Source organism: Halomonas sp. TG39a (assembly GCF_000744395.1).
GTDB classification, from domain to species: domain Bacteria; phylum Pseudomonadota; class Gammaproteobacteria; order Pseudomonadales; family Halomonadaceae; genus Vreelandella; species Vreelandella ventosae_B.
This window is the reverse complement of record NZ_JQLV01000001.1, coordinates 3,935,797-3,952,928: the sequence shown is the minus strand read 5'-3', so window position 1 is coordinate 3,952,928 and position 17,132 is coordinate 3,935,797. Positions and strand designations below refer to the sequence as shown.

The window sequence follows — 17,132 nt, the reverse complement described above, 5'->3', positions numbered from 1 at the left end:
CAAAAACCCCCGGCGAACCGAGGGTTTTTGAACCAAACAACTAATTATTTACCATTATTGCAGCTTTACGGCTTCATATCTTCAAAGAAGCTCTTCACGCTGTCGAAGAAACCAGTCTTCTTCGGCGAGTGGTTGTGGCTGTTGCTGTCGTCGAAGCTCTGTTGCAGCTGGCGCAGTAGGTCGCGCTGCTCGTCGTTGAGCTTGACGGGGGTTTCCACCACTACCTTGCACAGCAGGTCGCCGGGCATGCCACCGCGCACGGGCTTGACGCCTTTACCGCGCAGGCGGAACAGCTTGCCGGTTTGGGTTTCCGGCGGAATCTTCAGCTTCACGCGGCCATCTAGCGTGGGCACTTCAAGCTCGCCACCTAGCGCTGCATCGACGAAGTTGATCGGCACATCGCACTGCAGGTGCTTACCATCACGCTGGAAGATATGGTGCGGCTTGATCGCCACCTGAACGTACAGATCCCCAGGCGGGCCACCGTTCACACCGCTTTCGCCTTCACCATTCAAGCGAATGCGATCGCCGGTATCCACGCCGGGCGGAATCTTGACGGACAGCGTGCGCGTCTCGCGTACGCGCCCTTCGCCATTACACTTATGGCACGGCACTTTAATGTGCTGGCCAGAGCCATGACAGGTTGGGCACGTTTGCTGCACGGCGAAAAAGCCCTGCTGCATACGCACTTGACCGTGACCGTGACAGGTCGGGCAGGTCTCTTTCGAGGAGCCTGGCTCGGCGCCACCGCCATCGCAGCGATCACACTCGATATGCCGCGGCACGCGGATATCGACTGTGGTGCCTGCAACGGCGTTCTCTAGATCCAGCTCTAGGTTATAGCGCAGGTCGGAGCCGCGTGCCGGGGCATTGGGCCCACGGCGACGACCACCGCCTCCGCCAAAAATATCGCCAAACACATCGCCGAAAATGTCGCTGAAATCGCCGGCACCTGCGCCGCCGAAACCACCGCCGCCACCTTGGCCATCAACGCCCGCATGGCCGAACTGGTCATAGGCAGCGCGCTTTTCGCCGTCGCTGAGCACTTCATACGCTTCGGACACTTCACGGAATTTTTCCGCTGAGGTTTTATCGTCCGGGTTTCGATCAGGGTGGAATTTTTGCGCCAGACGGCGGTAGGCCTTCTTGATCTCTTTCTGATCGGCCCCTTTTTCGACACCCAGGACTTCGTAATAATCGCGTTTGGACATAGGCCCTACGCCTCCTGGTTAGCTACGCACTCAACTGCACATTTAGGCGATACACATTTAGCTACATACCTAGCTATATATCTAACTACGTGCGTCTTGGTCTCGGAAACAGCAACGCGGGAGTAAGCTCCCGCGTCACCGCTTTCCTTGGCAGAAAGAGGATGTTACTGCTTTTTCTGATCGTCGTTGACTTCTTCGTACTCGGCGTCAACCACGTCTTCTTCCGGCTTGGAAGTGCTTTCAGCACCTTCGCCGCCCTCTTGCTGCGCTGCTTCTGCCTGCTCGGCGTACATCTTCTGGGCGAGCTGGCCAGAGGCTTCGGTCAACGCATCCAGTTTCTTCTGGATGTTATCAACGTCGTCGCCTTTAACCGCTTCTTCCAGTTCGCTGATGGCCGTCTCAATCGCCTGCTTCTCGTCGTCAGTGGCCTTGTCACCGGCCTCTTCCAACGTCTTGCGCGTGGCGTGAATCATGCCATCGGCTTGGTTACGCAGCTGCACCAGTGCTTCGAACTTCTTATCTTCTTCAGCGTGCGCTTCCGCGTCGCGCACCATCTGCTCAACTTCTTCTTCCGACAAGCCGCTAGAGGCCTTGATAACGATGGACTGCTCTTTGCCGGTGGCCTTGTCTTTCGCCGAAACGTTCAGAATACCGTTGGCATCCAGATCGAAGGCAACTTCAATCTGCGGTACGCCGCGCGGTGCGGGCGGAATGTCGGCGAGGTCAAAGCGACCCAGCGACTTATTCTGCGCGACTTGCTTTCGCTCGCCCTGCACGGCGTGGATGGTAACCGCCGTCTGGTTGTCATCCGCCGTTGAGAAGGTTTGTGTCTTCTTGGTCGGGATGGTGGTGTTCTTCTCGATCAGCGGCGTCATGATGCCACCCAGGGTTTCGATGCCCAGGGTAAGCGGGGTCACGTCGAGCAGCAGAACGTCTTTAACGTCGCCACCCAGTACGCCGCCCTGAATCGCTGCACCCACGGCAACCGCTTCGTCCGGGTTAACGTCTTTGCGGGCTTCTTTACCGAAGAAGTCAGCGGCTTTCTTCTGCACCATCGGCATACGTGTCTGGCCACCGACCAGGATCACTTCGTCGATTTCAGACGCGGACAGGCCTGCGTCTTTCAGCGCCATTTTGCAAGGCTCGAGCGAACGCTGAACCAGCTCTTCTACCAGCGACTCCAGCTTGGCACGGGTCACCTTAACGTTAAGGTGTTTCGGGCCAGTGTTGTCGGCGGTGATGTAGGGCAGATTCACGTCGGTCTGTTGAGCGCTGGAGAGCTCAATTTTGGCTTTCTCAGCGGCTTCTTTCAGACGCTGCATGGCCAAGTTGTCACCGGAAAGATCGATGCCGCTGTCAGACTTGAACTGGTCAACTAGGTAGTTGATCAGCGCCAGGTCAAAGTCTTCGCCGCCCAGGAAGGTGTCGCCGTTAGTGGCCAACACTTCAAACTGGGTTTCGCCATCAACATCAGCAATTTCGATGATCGAAATATCGAAGGTACCGCCACCCAGGTCATAAACCGCGATGGTTTTGTCGCCGCGCGATTTGTCCATACCGTAGGCCAGTGCGGCAGCGGTCGGCTCGTTGATGATGCGCTTAACGTCTAGACCTGCAATGCGGCCGGCGTCTTTAGTCGCCTGACGCTGACTGTCGTTAAAGTAGGCCGGTACGGTGATAACTGCTTCGGTCACCGCTTCGCCCAGGTAGTCTTCGGCGGTTTTCTTCATTTTCTTCAGCACTTCCGCGCTTACCTGCGGCGGTGCCATTTTTTTGCCTTTTACTTCAACCCAAGCGTCACCGTTGTCGGCTTCGGTGATTTTGTACGGCACCATTTTGATGTCTTTTTGGACAACGTCGTCTTTAAAACGACGGCCAATCAGACGCTTGATGGCGTACAGGGTATTTTCTGGGTTAGTCACGGCTTGGCGTTTAGCTGCCTGACCAACCAGCGTTTCACCATCATCGGTATAGGCGATGATAGAAGGTGTTGTGCGACCACCTTCAGCATTTTCAATGACTTTAGCGCTGTCACCATCGAGCACGGCCACACAAGAGTTAGTGGTGCCCAGGTCGATACCAATTATACGTCCCATAGCAATACCTCGAATTCGGTTGTTACAAAACTGGAAATTTATTTTTTAAAGCTTGTCTGCGGGTTTCCCCGCGGGGTTGCCCTTTATTTGGGGGCCGCCGCTGACATTTCAAGGGCTTTTTTTCACACTCTTATTTAAGACTCTGTGTCGCCAGTGGCTTAATCGGCTTTTTTACTCACTACGACCATGGCCGGGCGCACTAGGCGTCCATTGAGCAAATAGCCTTTCTGCATAACGTCCATCACGGTATTCGGATCAAGATCCGGGTTAGGCACCATGGTCATGGCTTCATGCACCTGCGGGTCGAAGGGCTCGCCATGGGGTTCAATGCTTTCAACGCCGAATTTGTTAAGCACATCCAACTGCATCTTCAAGGTCATGGAGACGCCTTCACGGTGAACCTCTGAGGCCCCCTCTTCCATGGTCTCAAGGGCTTTTTCCAGACTATCCACCACCGGCAGCAGCTCTTTAACAAACTTCTCTAGGGCAAACTTGCGCGCTTTCTCGGCTTCCTGCTCAGCGCGGCGACGCACATTTTGTGCTTCCGCGGCGGCGCGCAGGGCTTGATCCTTGGCATCGGCCAAGCTCTGCTCTAACTCGCCCACCTGGGCGGCCAGCATTTCCGCTTCAGGATTGTCGGAACTGCCTTCTAGGGGCTCTTCGTCATTGATCAATCCTTCCAGCTCGCCCTCCATCAAACGCTCTTCAGCGACTTTCTCAGCCGCTTGCTCGGCGCCATCGGCTTCTTGCTCGTGGCGGGCCAGCTCATCGTCCATTGGTGTTTGCGGTTCTTTCGCCATGTTGTGCTCCTAAAAAGTAGGGCGCAGCCACGCGGGCGGCGCGCAGAGAAGTAAGCCTTTAAATCACTCGCTTTAACTAACTATGCACGCTATATGGGGGCCATAAATTCCATCTCAAGAGGTGCATTGAAGTGAGTTATTAACTACTGTATAAATCAACAACTATTGGATAAGTATCCAGCTTCTGCGCTGAACCGCCTCAGGAGGCGCCATGCTTACTCAGCTAGCCATTCAAGATTTCGCCATTGTCGATCACTTAGAGCTCGACTTAACCGGCGGCATGACCGCGATTACCGGGGAAACCGGGGCAGGCAAATCGATTCTGTTAGGCGCCCTTGGGCTGTGCCTGGGCGAACGCGCCGACGCCGGTAGCGTGCGCCACGGCCGCGAGCGTACCGACCTCTCCGCACGTTTTGACATTCAGCACCTACCCGCCGCCGTCGAGTGGCTGACCGCCCGGGAACTTCCAGTAGAAGAGTGTTTGCTGCGCCGTGTGGTCACCGCCAACGGCCGTTCCAAAGCATGGATTAACGGCCAACCCGCGACGATTTCCGATCTCAAATCTCTCGGCGAGCAGCTGATTCAAATTCATGGCCAGCATGCTCATCACGCTTTAATGCGCGAAGAGACCCACCTGGCCTTGCTGGACGATTACGCTGGCCTAAACGATGCCACCGCTCAATTAGCCATCACCTTCCGCGAATGGCGCAATGCGCGCCGCCAGTTGAAAAAGCTCAGTGAAGAAGGCAGCGAAGTAGAGGCCAAACGCCAACTGCTGCGCTATCAGGTAGAGGAGTTGGATCAGCTCGCTTTAGCGGAGGGGGAATTAACCACGCTTGAGGAAGAACAGCACACCCTAGCTCACGCGGAGGAGACCCTGCGCGAAACCCAGTTTGCCGCCGACTGCTGCGCCAGCGATGAGGGGGGTGCGCTGTCTTTACTCAACCAGGCGTTCGCTCATTTAAGCGCACTGCCGGGAAGTGACAAAGGCACCCTGGCCAATACGCTTGCCATGCTGAGCGATGCGCGTATTCAAGTGGAAGAGGCCTCCAGCGAGCTCAACCGCCTAGCCAGCACCACCGAATTAGACCCCGACCGGCTGGCCTGGGTAGAAGAGCGCATGACCGACGTCCACCGAATTGCCCGCAAGCACCACGTTGCCCCTGAAGAGCTATGCGCCCTGCATGCCGACCTACAGCGAGAAGTCGCTCAGCTCGAAGAGGGTGGCAATGACCTGGAGGCACTCAGTGCACGGGTAGTCGAGCTACGCGAAGAGTACCGCTTAGAGGCGAAGAAACTCACCAAGAACCGTCAAAAAGCCGCGCTTCGTTTAGGCAAAGAGGTGCAGCAGCAACTGGGCTTTTTAGCCATGGGTAAAGCGCGCTTTGAAGTGGAAGTCACCGCCAAAGACGCGCCCTCCCCTGAAGGCCTCGACCGGGTGCAGTTTTTAATTAGCGCCAACCCCGGCCAGCCCGCACGCCCATTGACCAAGGTCGCTTCCGGCGGCGAATTGTCGCGGATTAGTCTCGCCATTCAAGTCGTCGCGGCGACACACTCAACGGTGCCCAGCCTGGTATTTGACGAAGTGGATGTGGGTATCTCGGGCGCCACCGCAGAGATCGTTGGCCAACTGCTGCGCAAACTGGGCGAAAACGGCCAGGTCATGACCGTGACTCACTTACCGCAAGTGGCAGCCCAGGCCCACCAGCATCTGCATATCGAGAAACAGGCGAAACGCGACACCACCTTGACGCAAATGGCACTGCTCGACGAACAGGGCCGCATCAGCGAACTGGCGCGCATGCTGGGCGGTGTGACGCTTTCTGACCAAACACTCGCCCACGCGCGGGAAATGCTCCACGCGAGCCAGCGTCCGCCCCACTGACGCGCTGAACTAATGCGCCGAATTAACACGCTGAATAGCTGGATAAACACAAGCGCCCCTGATCCACTGGACGAATTCACTTAGCAAATTCGGCCCAGTAGATTAGGGGCGCTCACATTTCGAACAGCGACTAGCGTTTTCGACTAGCGGCGACCTAGAACGTTATTTCTTGTTCGTCGGCCCGCTGTCCTGGCGCGTTACGTCGGAACCGCGCGGACGCACATATAGCACCAGGGCATGATCGACTAGTTCGTAGCCGTGCTCTTCAGCAATTTCTTGCTGACGTCGCTCGATGATCTCATCAACAAATTCAATGATCTCACCGCTTTCAAGGCACACCATATGGTCATGGTGGTCCTCTTGGGTCATCTCGAATACCGCATGTCCTCCGTCGAAATTATGACGAATTACCAAGCCCGCTGACTCAAACTGAGTCAATACGCGGTATACGGTTGCCAAGCCAACATCTTCGCCCGCATCGATCAGTGTTTTGTACACTTCTTCCGCGCTAAGGTGGTGCTGACCCGAAACATTTTCGAGAATTTGAAGTATCTTGACGCGCGGCAGGGTCACTTTTAGACCGGCTTTGCGCAATTCATGGTTCTGATCGGCCATGGTCGCTCTTCGCAGTAACAGGTTAGGTCGGGTATGATCAACCGAAACCACGATAGTGAAGAATAGGCCCAAATGCAAAAATTGACTCGAATCATCACACTCTCCGTCGCCCTTACCGTTGTTAGCGGCTGCAGCTACGTCGGTGTTTACAAGCGCGACATCCCCCAAGGAAACCTGGTGACACAAGAGATGGTCAGCCAGCTTCAGCCGGGAATGACCCAAGAGCAGGTTACTTATGTCATGGGCAGGCCGCTACTGGAAGCGCCCTTTGACGCCAGCCAGTGGGATTACGTGTTTCGTTTAGACAAAGCGTATGGCGATGTGGAGCAGCGTCGCGTCACCCTTACCTTTGACCCTCAAGGGCGCTTAATGAATATTGAGGAAGAGGGTGATTTATCCAAACCGCTGCCGCTTGAAGGCGAGAGCAGCATGGGCCCTGCAACGGAAGGAGTTGATCCCATGGATGCACTCCCGGCCGAGAGCACCCGTACACAGCCACCCACGGACACACAGCCCGTTCAGCAGCCTTAATGCTACCGCACCGGGTCGCTCGCTTGGCGTTTAGCGCGCTCTAAGCGAGCGGCTTTGGGGTCAATGGCTAATGGCCGGTAAACCTCGACCCGATCCCCGTCGCGTAACGGCTGGGTATCGGGGTTGCGTAGCGCCTTACCGAAGATCCCCAGCGGTGCCTCGGCAAACGTATCGCCGGGCACCTCGGGAAACAGCGTTGGCAAATCAGCCAAGGCAACGGCTTGGCGCGCAGTCGTGCCCTCAGGCACCCTCAGAGCCACTATGCGCTGTTTAGATGGAAGCGCAAAGGCTACCTCAATGGCTAGCGTTTCAGCGCCCATACAGCTCGTTTGCGCGCTTGGTGAAGGCATCGACCAACTGCCCGGCTATTTGCTGAAAGAGTTTCCCAAACGCCATGCCGAGCAAACGATTGGCGAACTCAAACTCCATTTCCAAGCTCACTTTACAGGCGCCCTCCCCCATGGGGATAAACAGCCAGCGACCTTTAAGTCGCTTGAAAGGACCTTTGACCAGCGACAGCTCTATACGCTCAGGCGCGAAGAGGTCGTTGCGCGTGGTGATGGTTTGTTCGACACCGGCGCGCCCAAGGGTCATTTCGCCGATCAGATGCACATCATCATGTTCGAGCAAACGCGCCTGTCGGCAGCCTGGCAAAAACTCCGGGTAGCGTTCGAAGTCGTTAACCAAATCGAACATTTTCTGGGGGGTGTGCCGCACTAAGGCGGAACGATTGACGGTTGGCATTGACCTCTCCGCTGACTTCACAGTGCCCAAAGCGTATCATGGGAAACATTTTTCAGACCCTAAATGGTATCACGCCTCCCCTAATAACGAAGGGGATGCCACTGACAGATTAATTATGAGGTTCCATGGCCACTAAGAAAGGTAACAGTAAAGGTCCCGGTAGCAGCGTCATTGCCCAAAACAAGAAGGCCCGATTTGAATATCATATCGACGAAACCTTCGAGGCAGGCCTATCACTCGCTGGCTGGGAAGTTAAAAGCATGCGGGCCGGTAAAGCTCAGCTCACCGATACCTACATTTTGGTGCGCAACGGCGAGGCGTTTCTGTTGGGCAGTCATGTTATGCCGCTTAACACGGCAAGCACCCACGAGATTGCCGACCCGACGCGCACCCGTAAACTGCTGCTGCATCGTAAAGAGATCGCCAAGATCTTTTCGGTCACCCAGGACAAAGGCCACACCTGCGTGCCCCTTAAACTTTATTGGAAACGCAATAAAGTGAAGTGTGAGCTAGCGCTCGTGACCGGTAAACAGCTGCATGACAAGCGCGCCACAGAAAAAGACCGCGACTGGAATCGTCAAAAAGGTCGAATCATGCGGGAACATACCAAGGCATAACTGGTCAATCAGCTGTGAGCACGTTAGAATGTTCACCTGTATTAAGGGGGCGACATGGTTTCGACGCCGGTGACAACCCTTGAGGTGCATGCCGAGAGCGTGATGTATCTCGTAAATCCCACATCACGAAAAAATAGTCGCAAATGACGAAAACTACGCTCAAGGCGCGCTAGCAGCTTAAACACTGTTAGCTTCTTGTCTGGCCCCAAGGTGATGTGCCTATTCATCACTGCGGGGATATGAGCTAAAGCTGATAGGACCGCGGTTGGTGGTGTCTTCTCGCCAACCGTTAAACTTTAGAAGGCTCGCGTTGCTGAATCCTGACCGTCGGAGTCAGTCGCGCTAAACTAAATGACGGAATCTAAGCATGTAGAGCCAATAGGAGCGTGCTGGCGGACGCGGGTTCAATTCCCGCCGCCTCCACCACCTTACTATACAAATCAAGCACCTACGGGTGCTTTTTTTGTGTCTATGGGCTGAAAAGGGCCTGTTTAGGCATAGCGTGGTCAGCTTTTTGGTCAACATTTTTCAGTTATATTTTTAGCCAGAGCGGATTCAGTGGGTTCGTCGCCCTACTCCTTCTGCCGGTTTATTGGCCATTGCGCTTAAGGCCCATATCGTTTTCGGCAGAGTTTGCGGCACTATGATTATGATTGTTTTTCGACGGCAGATATCGGCCAGGGGCGGCCTTTTAGGAGCCACTGATATAGCGCTTTAACGCCCGGCTTTGGGGCGGCGGAAAGGCCCTCCCAGTCCCGAAGGGGCGACAACAGCCGATTGTTAGGCTTCGCCACCGAATTCCGGAAACTTAGCCAGATACTGCTGAAGCCCATAATTGCCTTTCAAAATATTGGACTCCTGAAAAAGCTGTTCTAGGTTCAAGATGTCGATTGGATCTTGCCTTGTGTGGGACCAAGCGGCAAATCCGTATATAACAATCGCTGATCGTGGTTCGATGGGACCCGCTTCGAAGTAGGAAACCTGAGTCATGCGCTCCCTATTGAAGAGCTTTAGATAAAACTCATAGCGCCAATGCTCTTCATGCTCCTGAGAGAGGCGTTTATATAAGGCCGTCTTAAGTGATCTTCGCAGTGACTTGTATGACTCGATGTGCCTTGCTGATGTTAACCAGTTCAATCGATCGGGTGCAGGCTGTCCATCCTCGCCTGCGTTCAACATGAGGGAACGAAATGCCCTTTCCAGCGCTAAGACAGACTCTTTAAAAATTTCTGCGTCGTGAGCATTTCGCCAAGGAACATAGATGGCCAGAATTGAAACCATCGCTGAGCCAAAAGCTATAGCTGCTGCAATAACGGCAATTTTATTTGTTATATCCATGACTCCCTCAAGAGTCCTAACACCGCCAACACGCGCAGCTCTATAGTGTAGGCGAAGCCGCAACGGAATAGCTGTCGCTGTACTTTGCCTTGTTAAACGCCATGGCTATAGTTACTAATGCCAGCTTGATTTAATAATTTTCTTCGAGGCTCACCAACGCTTTTGGATAATTGTCTTATATAAACACTTAATTCGTTTACCTGGATATCGTCATTGTACCCAGGCCAAAAGAAAGGCACATCTTGGTTGCTTAGACTTTCTATGAAGGTTATGTGCGTCATTGCCAAGAAGATGCGTGAAAAATTTGCAGGGTTATTAAAGTCATTTCTGAGCAAATGAACTATGATATGCCTATTTAAACCAACAACCCCCTCATTGCTGTTTTTGTATAGGACATTAGAAAAGAATAACCTAAATGCATTTATTACATCAGACTGAGGACATATGTGAGTTAGAAAATCAACTTCCACAGCGGTATTATATGATTTACCAGGATACCAAATATATTCTCGAGTTCTTCGCCGCCCCCAATCAAGGCATAGCTCTTTTAAACCCTTTTCAAATTCTTTAGAGCTGACATTTTGAGCGCTCATTCCCAGCACCGAATTTTGAATTTTTCTTAATCCGGCTTCAAATACTGGAACAAGCGACATTATTGCCAAATGATCCATTCCCATGTAATACGCTTCGATAGCTTCAAAAATTATTGTTTTATATTCTTTGAAGCTATTGCTCACGCTAAAGTAACGTTGGAAATAGGTTAATGCCACCTCTATAGAGAAATTACTGTGTAGCCATTCATCAGAGTCGCTTAGTGGGATGCTAGATTTGTTTATCTCATGGATTTCTTTGGAAATGGTCCCTTCACCAATATAAAGAGGGACAGGTATAGATAGGCCAAGCATTCTTTGTTGGAGCCCAGTGACTCGACCCCATTTTTTGTTGTAATAATCAATGGTTCTCTCAGTTACAAAGCAGGTTCCCTCATTGGTAGTTATCTCAAAGCCGGGCTTCCCTAGGTTCTTAGAGACGACTTGAACCGTGCAATTTTCATGCTTGAGAAATATGGAATGAATCAGATCTTCTGTGACTTTCGGTAAGCGACAAATCTTTTTCAAAGTTTTTTCATAAATCATGGTTGATTGTACTTACCGTTTAACGCCGCTGAGCACTCGCGGCTGCGGAATGGAGGCGAAGCCGCAATGCAGTAGCCGTCGCCGTGACTTGCATTGTTAAGCCTTGATTCGATCTAGCAAAGAGATAACATCTTGCTCCATTCTTTGTTCTGCACGGAGTTCGTAATCTCCGATTTTTTGTAACTTCCCATTGTGCATTAGATCAAAAACTATGTTTTCAATTTGACCGAACAATGCTAAAAAACTCTGGATTTCGCCAATATTGGTCCGACCAAATATCTCAGTTACATTTGACAAAGATGCAATTTCCTTATGAGCCATGAACTTGTTCCGTATCGGTCGGTAGATCTCTTCATAACGTCTTTGGTGTTTGGCTACTTCTCCTCTCAGACGCTGGAAATCTCGCTCCTTTGCTTCATAGACTTTCTCCATGTAGCCCTCTAACCACTCAGGCTCAACACCATTCTGGTCAGTCATCTTGCGCTCACGAATACGCTGAGAGGCGAACTGATCAATGTTTTCGATACAAAACCTGAGAAATGCGTGTACCGAGAATGCATCGCCATCGATATCGAAGAGCCTGCCAATCGTTATAAAAAATGTCGTCTGCAGGGAATGCGTAATTACGTTCCAAGTTGCCGCGTTTCGATTTAAACCGCTTCTTACCGCTCGATCATTTGATCCAATATTGTTCAAATGCTTCCATGCGTAAAACGCCCAGGTAGCCGTGGCAACCTCATCTCGATATAGCTTGAGCGCTTCCTCAACCTTATCCAAGAATCCCCCTCATGCTCCAAACTTCCAGTCGCCCCTTTCTGTGCATAGAGCCTGCCACGTCCATTTGTCTATCAGTTTTTTACCATACGGGCCATAGGTGCCCCATGCTACCGATATATCCTCATCCCAGCAGGCATCGCACAACAGCGCTTCGTAATGTATATCGCCCGAAACGATATCGTTTGCTATTTGTTCCAAAGAGGTGGGGTTACAGCAATAGCAACTTTTGCTACCCATAGAGTCTCGGACGTGTAACGGTCCAACGATCTGCCTGTATTTGGCAGGAGCTATGATTTTTAGCCTTTGTTGCGCAGCCTTCAATATCTTCTGCTTTTCCAGACGAGTTGCATTATCTATTAGGTTCAAAAGCTCCTTCTCAGTGTCATGGCAACCCTGATTGATCTTGGCCAAAAGCTTCTGAGACATGGATAGCCCCTAATCTGACGATCATACCTGCCTAACGCCGCCATAATTTGCCGCCTGGAGCGCAGCGTAAGGCGGTGGACTTCCCCCAATTGATGCCCTGCTACCCTTAATCCATTTTTCTGGCGGCTTGGGGTCTTTTTCAATATATTGCTCAAACAAATCTAACAGTTTATCTCTATCACCAAATTCTAGGCCACTCTTCTCCGAAACCGTCCGAGCAAGATCGTGTTTGTCACTGCGCCAATCGATAAAGCAGCATTCAGCACTACATGAAGCAACCAAAAAGTTAGGAATATGCTCAAATGCCAGCTTATCCACTACAAGTACGTTGCCAGATACACGAGACGACAATTTGTATGCCTTTGTCAAAGCCGTTCCCATTACGGGTATTGTAGTCATTAAACCAGCACCGAACCGCAGAGTTCCATTGTCAGAGAATCTGACCGAGTCGGGGTAGCAGCCATTAATGTCAGCCATGTCACCAACGGAGATAGCGGCTTTTGTGCAAAATCCTCTTATCGCCATATGGCGCATTATCGCAGTTGCGATTGCGATACACCTGCTAGAATCGGTTTCTTCACAGTTTGAAACAATAACAAATCCATCACCAAATTGGTGGGCAAAAATCCGATCAGCTTCATTAAAAGCAATATCACCTGGGTATGCGCGCTGACCAATTTTTATTACTGCGTCCATCAGCTCATGTAACGCCCATATCGCCTTGCTTTTCCCGGTCTCACCGCTCTCGTAAAGAGCAGAAAACCCTTCAATATCAATCGATATTCCCCAGCGTCTATCCACAAAGGTTATCCTTTTTCTCCATCAGCGTGACCACACATAACGCCGCCAACAGACGACCATTTGGAGTGGAGCCAAAGGCGGAACGGAAAATGGGTCGCTCTGCTTGGCCTGGTTATGCATTTGGTAGCCTACTGCCACTCGCATCAGCTTCCTCTAATAGGTCTTTAATCCTAATGATTTCGCTGACGATAGGCTCCATTTCGTGATCGCTATCTAGAAGACGAAAGATGCCAACGTCTGTGAAGAAAGCACGAAACAAGTGGCCTGGAACACCATCATCGATTGGCTTTGGACCAACATACTCGGGAATCACTACTCCCACGATGCCTTGAGATAGATAGCGATCAAGGCGCTCATCAAAGTGCTCTATGGCATTTCTGAGCTCACGCGAAAAAAGAGGGTTAGTCTCGTTGATATTGAATGACTCACGTAGATGTGCTCCACGCTCTTCGTGCCCTTTTCGAACTGGCCAGAAATAGCGAGATAATGCCGCACCATGAACAATAATATTCTGCAAGTCATTTAGAATATTGTGAGTAAGGACCCGGTCAAGCCCCTCTACCATCGCTGTTTCCGGCAGGTCTTCGAAAGCATGGGAAATACGAGCAATCGAGCGAAAAGCAGACTGGGCATTAAATAACATCCCATTGATATAGAACGCTTCATAAGGTGGCCAAATCCGGCCGTCCACCACTGCCATCAATTTCTCCCTACTGCATAACGCCGTTGTTCAGCGACAGCCTTGGCAGAGCGAAGCGGCGACAAGGCTGTCCGGTGGAGGGCCTTCAGGCCCGGAACGAACTGCAACTACTTGTTATGCGGCACGCCCTTCAGCCCGAGCCGAGTCCAGCGAAAGATTCTATACCAATTATTTGCTTACTCATTCGTTGAGTCACTATCCTGGGCGGCATTTGGTGTTGTAGATTCCGCTTCATGCTCTCTCAAAGTGACAGGAGAAACTTTCTCCCCGCCAGGAAAAAGCCGCTCTAGGACGATGATCATTTCATTAACTAATTCAATTGCATCTGGCTCCACCGAATTTAACTCCCGGTGAGCCACCCTTGGTATCCGGTGCAGCCGATGAAGTGGGTTGTGGCAGGTCACAAAGTTCGTGTCCCGTACCGCTGCCCAATTTCCATGAATGTAGCTCGAAGACCAATCATAGTACTTGTCATAGATATCCTTCGCACCACTGCCGATTGCAAGTTTTCGCAAATTGCTACTCGCCCAATGGCCGACGTCGATGTTTACAAATTCTTGCCATATATCCTCGTTAGCAATCGAGTGAAGCGTGGATTCATCGAGAAAATTCGGTAGGTCGCCATGAGTCTGCTGTATTTTCAAGAAAGCAAGCTTTGCTTGACCAGCTCCATAGACTCGATACGACTGCCACATTTCAGGCGAGTCGGTTTTTGCAAGATAGCGAAACGTTATGGAAACCTCAGCTAGGGACCGAAGCGCTAAAGCACCAACGATCCTCGTGTGGATGCGATGCATCCCAATCTCTTCTAAAATGCCAAGAGCGTAAAGCACTAGCCCGAAAGCTGAGTCCAGCCGGGAGTCAACGCGTTCCGCTCGAATATTTCGCCGAAAGTTTTCAATAACCCCATCGCGAGCAGCATAGAGAGTATCGGGGTCAATCTCGGTTTCTTTGAACGTGTAGCCTTCACCTTCCGAGGGATCTATACAAACTGTATCGCGAAGTACTTGTTCCCAGTATTGCTCAATCCATTCCGCCGTATGACTTCGACGGAGAGACATTTCCATAGAGCGGATTGATGGGCGCACTGATCTCATGTCGCCCTTGTCAGGAAATAACCGAAATTCCTCAAGCCGCTCTTCAAAAGAGGCTGGGAAGCGCATTCGACCCGAGATGATGGCAATGATGACCTTAAACCACCGAATGTCGGTAGATGCTTCGGACTGGTGATCGAGCACATTAGCAGTGACTCGGGCAAGCGTGTTCCAGTCATGTTCTGTTGGTTCCTCATCTAGGTATTTCTTCCATCTTTCAATTCCAGGAAGACTATTAATAAGGAGAATCGGCCGAAGGGCCGCATAACCTGATGGGTGAGCTAAAGGTATTTTGATGAAATCATGGAACTCCTCATCTGAAACTTCAGCCAACTTCGTTTGATCAACAATAATCGAGAAGTTAAGGCCTACCTCTGGATCAGGTGACTTCTCTTCGGCGATTTCGTCATCTTCTATCAGGAACCAGCTCCGGCAATGAATCGCAACCTTCCGTAGAATCTCTAAATAATGCCGCCGTTCGAGAACACCAGAAAGGAGGACGGCCCAAAGCATTTCTGGCATATGGTGGTCCGACCAAGAAGATGTCGCCATATTCGGGATCTGTGCCAGCGGAGGTACCAGCTTGCTTCCGTCGCGCTTGTGCTGATCGATCATGCTGATATTTAAGGAAGAAAAACGAGAATCCTTACGTCGGCCCCCTTTCCCTGACTTATTTCGCTTTTTCTTTGCGCGGTTACTCACATGCCCCCTCCTGCGTCTACGACTTTCTGTCCAGCCTCATGATGGCAGACAAAACTTCGACTTCAATCTTCGGCCTCAAAGTTCGAGTGTCGGAGAAATTCGGAAACGTATAACGCCGCAATCACGCGCTTGTCGCGTGCATTGCCTTGTTAAGCATCATCTTCATTTTCATCCCCATCTTCTTCGGCAGCGGCTACCATGCTTAAAAGCTTATATATCTGATCACCCACGACTGGGTCACTCAATAAGCGTTGCAGATTTTTTTCAAGGGACGTCTTATCCTCACAGTACATCTCATCGCGGTCTAGAATTATTGTACAAGGATATCCGTTTCTGTCGATTTTCCATTTAGCCAGTTGCTTATATTCACAATCTTGAATGGTTCGGTTTTTGGCTGCAATTGCCGTATATTTTTCCCTAGGCCTTAAGTTAGCCAGCGAGGCCAAATCAGCGATAGGGCTATTTACATAGAACTCAACACGCGAAATATATATTTTTCCATTAGTTGCCTCATCCATCTGCTGATTAAGCTCTTCAAACACAGAGTCTATCTCAGCTTTGTTGGCTTCAGCTTTCTCTGCTGCGCTCAACCCTTTTTCAAGGAATTTTTTGAAATCAACCATATCAATATACCTTCTCTACCTGACCTGAAACAGGAACGTGATCGAATATACTTTTTCTATTTATGATAGCCTCCACTACACCGGGTACTTGAACAACATGCTCAAAGTCAGTTGTTAGTCGCCAATGCTTTCCTTGTATAAATGCATGCGAAAAAATTATCTGATCGAATGTATGCCACTGAGTAACTTGTCCATTACGATAAAAGTAGCTCCCAGAGCATTCATAATCCCACTGAGTTTGACTTAGGCACTTCCAGAAAGGGTTATAAAATAGCTCATCCCTTTTAGATGCGAGCTTTAAATCTCTTGTCGCCATAACATGCTGACTTAAAGAATCTGCAAATGGATCATCATTATAGTCCCCCAATAAAACTATATATGGAGGCTCTCCATGCTCCTCAATGAGAGCATCAATTGAATCACGCAACCGGATTCCATAAAGATGCCTATTCGGGTCACCTTCTGAACACCATAATCGGCTCGGCCAATGCGACACGAACAAATAGAATGGCGTTAAGCACTCACCTACCAACAAATCTACGCGCTGGGCAATCCTCTTTTTACCTTTACCCTTTTGGCTCTCAATATTAGAAACATTTAACAATGCGACTTTTGAAACATCGTAAATATAGCATGTGTCAAACGAAGAACGTCCAGAACTCGAAACCCCGATCTTGTACTCATACCCCTCAATAGCACAAGCTTCTATTAAGTATTGAGCATCTTCGGTAGATATTTCCCCCAATGCAATAAAGGTTGATCTTTTCACATTGATGAGAAAGCGAATAACATTACAGACAAGCTCTCTGTCTTCAGGAGAAGCTCTTGATTTCGCTGATGGTGCAAGACTTGTATTCCACCATGTAAATATCAAACTGTCATCTTGGTTCAAACGACTTTCCTTATTACTCGCCATTGCTTAACGCTGAAGGTAACGGGCCGCTTTGGAGCAGAGCCAAAGGCGGCGCGGAAAAGCGGTCCCGTTGACCGCTTGGTTAGGGCTTTTTCCGCCCAATCCAGTTGTAAGGCAGATCCA

At 50.8% G+C, this 17,132-nt stretch carries 18 protein-coding genes and 1 other RNA gene; 4 read left to right on the top strand and 15 right to left on the bottom strand.

Annotated features, from left to right (window positions below; translation table 11 throughout):
- Window positions 1-65 precede the first annotated feature (65 nt).
- From dnaJ to grpE, 3 genes are all read right to left on the bottom strand, one after another.
- Window positions 66-1,211, bottom strand: coding sequence for a molecular chaperone DnaJ (gene dnaJ / locus U738_RS17840; protein WP_027958236.1), 1,146 nt, complete (start codon window positions 1,209-1,211; stop codon window positions 66-68).
- 164 nt (window positions 1,212-1,375) lie between these two features.
- Window positions 1,376-3,307 carry a molecular chaperone DnaK gene (dnaK, locus tag U738_RS17835; protein WP_035582921.1) on the bottom strand — a complete coding sequence of 644 codons (1,932 nt, stop codon included), beginning with the start codon at window positions 3,305-3,307 and terminating at the stop codon, window positions 1,376-1,378.
- 158 nt (window positions 3,308-3,465) lie between these two features.
- Window positions 3,466-4,107 (bottom strand): nucleotide exchange factor GrpE, encoded by a 642-nt coding sequence (gene grpE, locus U738_RS17830; protein WP_035582918.1) that lies wholly within the window; start codon window positions 4,105-4,107, stop codon window positions 3,466-3,468.
- A gap of 211 nt (window positions 4,108-4,318) precedes the next feature.
- On the opposite strand from grpE, the gene recN reads away from it, so the two are divergent.
- Window positions 4,319-5,992 carry a DNA repair protein RecN gene (gene recN, locus U738_RS17825; RefSeq protein ID WP_035582911.1) on the top strand — a complete coding sequence of 558 codons (1,674 nt, stop codon included), beginning with the start codon at window positions 4,319-4,321 and terminating at the stop codon, window positions 5,990-5,992.
- Window positions 5,993-6,154: 162 nt separating this feature from the next.
- Here the strand turns inward: recN and fur are convergent, their stop codons facing one another.
- A complete protein-coding gene (gene fur, locus U738_RS17820; protein ID WP_007111850.1) occupies window positions 6,155-6,607 on the bottom strand; it encodes a ferric iron uptake transcriptional regulator in 453 nt (150 codons plus the stop codon).
- Window positions 6,608-6,679: 72 nt separating this feature from the next.
- Between fur and bamE the strand changes: the two genes are divergently transcribed.
- Window positions 6,680-7,138: an outer membrane protein assembly factor BamE gene (gene bamE, locus U738_RS17815; protein ID WP_035582906.1), complete on the top strand. Its 459-nt coding sequence runs from the start codon at window positions 6,680-6,682 to the stop codon at window positions 7,136-7,138.
- A gap of 2 nt (window positions 7,139-7,140) precedes the next feature.
- Here the strand turns inward: bamE and U738_RS17810 are convergent, their stop codons facing one another.
- On the bottom strand, window positions 7,141-7,458 hold the full coding sequence (locus U738_RS17810) for an RnfH family protein (RefSeq protein ID WP_035582905.1): 318 nt from the start codon (window positions 7,456-7,458) through the stop codon (window positions 7,141-7,143).
- Complete coding sequence (locus U738_RS17805; protein ID WP_035582904.1) at window positions 7,448-7,882, bottom strand: type II toxin-antitoxin system RatA family toxin; 435 nt, start codon at window positions 7,880-7,882, stop codon at window positions 7,448-7,450. Before U738_RS17805 ends, U738_RS17810 begins: the two co-directional genes overlap by 11 nt.
- 125 nt (window positions 7,883-8,007) lie before the next feature.
- Between U738_RS17805 and smpB the strand changes: the two genes are divergently transcribed.
- Window positions 8,008-8,499 carry an SsrA-binding protein SmpB gene (gene smpB / locus U738_RS17800; RefSeq protein ID WP_007111854.1) on the top strand — a complete coding sequence of 164 codons (492 nt, stop codon included), beginning with the start codon at window positions 8,008-8,010 and terminating at the stop codon, window positions 8,497-8,499.
- Between the two features lie 45 nt (window positions 8,500-8,544).
- Window positions 8,545-8,925, top strand: a transfer-messenger RNA (tmRNA) gene (ssrA, locus tag U738_RS23035).
- Window positions 8,926-9,279: 354 nt separating this feature from the next.
- Here ssrA and U738_RS17795 read toward each other — a convergent pair.
- The 9 genes from U738_RS17795 to U738_RS17755 form a co-directional block, all read right to left on the bottom strand.
- Window positions 9,280-9,837, bottom strand: coding sequence for a hypothetical protein (locus U738_RS17795; RefSeq protein WP_035582903.1), 558 nt, complete (start codon window positions 9,835-9,837; stop codon window positions 9,280-9,282).
- A 92-nt stretch (window positions 9,838-9,929) separates the two neighbouring features.
- Entirely contained in the window at window positions 9,930-10,973 is a 1,044-nt protein-coding gene (locus U738_RS17790) for a hypothetical protein (protein WP_035582902.1), read from the bottom strand.
- 96 nt (window positions 10,974-11,069) lie between these two features.
- Window positions 11,070-11,750, bottom strand: a complete 681-nt coding sequence (locus tag U738_RS17785) for an AbiU2 domain-containing protein (protein ID WP_035582901.1) — start codon at window positions 11,748-11,750, stop codon at window positions 11,070-11,072.
- Between the two features lie 9 nt (window positions 11,751-11,759).
- A complete protein-coding gene (locus U738_RS17780) occupies window positions 11,760-12,176 on the bottom strand; it encodes a hypothetical protein (RefSeq protein WP_035582896.1) in 417 nt (138 codons plus the stop codon).
- A 21-nt stretch (window positions 12,177-12,197) separates the two neighbouring features.
- Window positions 12,198-12,977: a hypothetical protein gene (locus U738_RS17775; protein ID WP_035582893.1), complete on the bottom strand. Its 780-nt coding sequence runs from the start codon at window positions 12,975-12,977 to the stop codon at window positions 12,198-12,200.
- 112 nt (window positions 12,978-13,089) lie between these two features.
- Window positions 13,090-13,677, bottom strand: a complete 588-nt coding sequence (locus U738_RS17770; protein WP_035582891.1) for a hypothetical protein — start codon at window positions 13,675-13,677, stop codon at window positions 13,090-13,092.
- 176 nt (window positions 13,678-13,853) lie between these two features.
- Window positions 13,854-15,473, bottom strand: a complete 1,620-nt coding sequence (locus tag U738_RS17765; protein WP_152561148.1) for a DUF5677 domain-containing protein — start codon at window positions 15,471-15,473, stop codon at window positions 13,854-13,856.
- Window positions 15,474-15,622: 149 nt separating this feature from the next.
- Complete coding sequence (locus tag U738_RS17760) at window positions 15,623-16,096, bottom strand: hypothetical protein (protein ID WP_035582888.1); 474 nt, start codon at window positions 16,094-16,096, stop codon at window positions 15,623-15,625.
- A 1-nt stretch (window position 16,097) separates the two neighbouring features.
- Window positions 16,098-16,988 carry an endonuclease/exonuclease/phosphatase family protein gene (locus tag U738_RS17755; RefSeq protein WP_050713986.1) on the bottom strand — a complete coding sequence of 297 codons (891 nt, stop codon included), beginning with the start codon at window positions 16,986-16,988 and terminating at the stop codon, window positions 16,098-16,100.
- Window positions 16,989-17,132 lie beyond the last annotated feature (144 nt).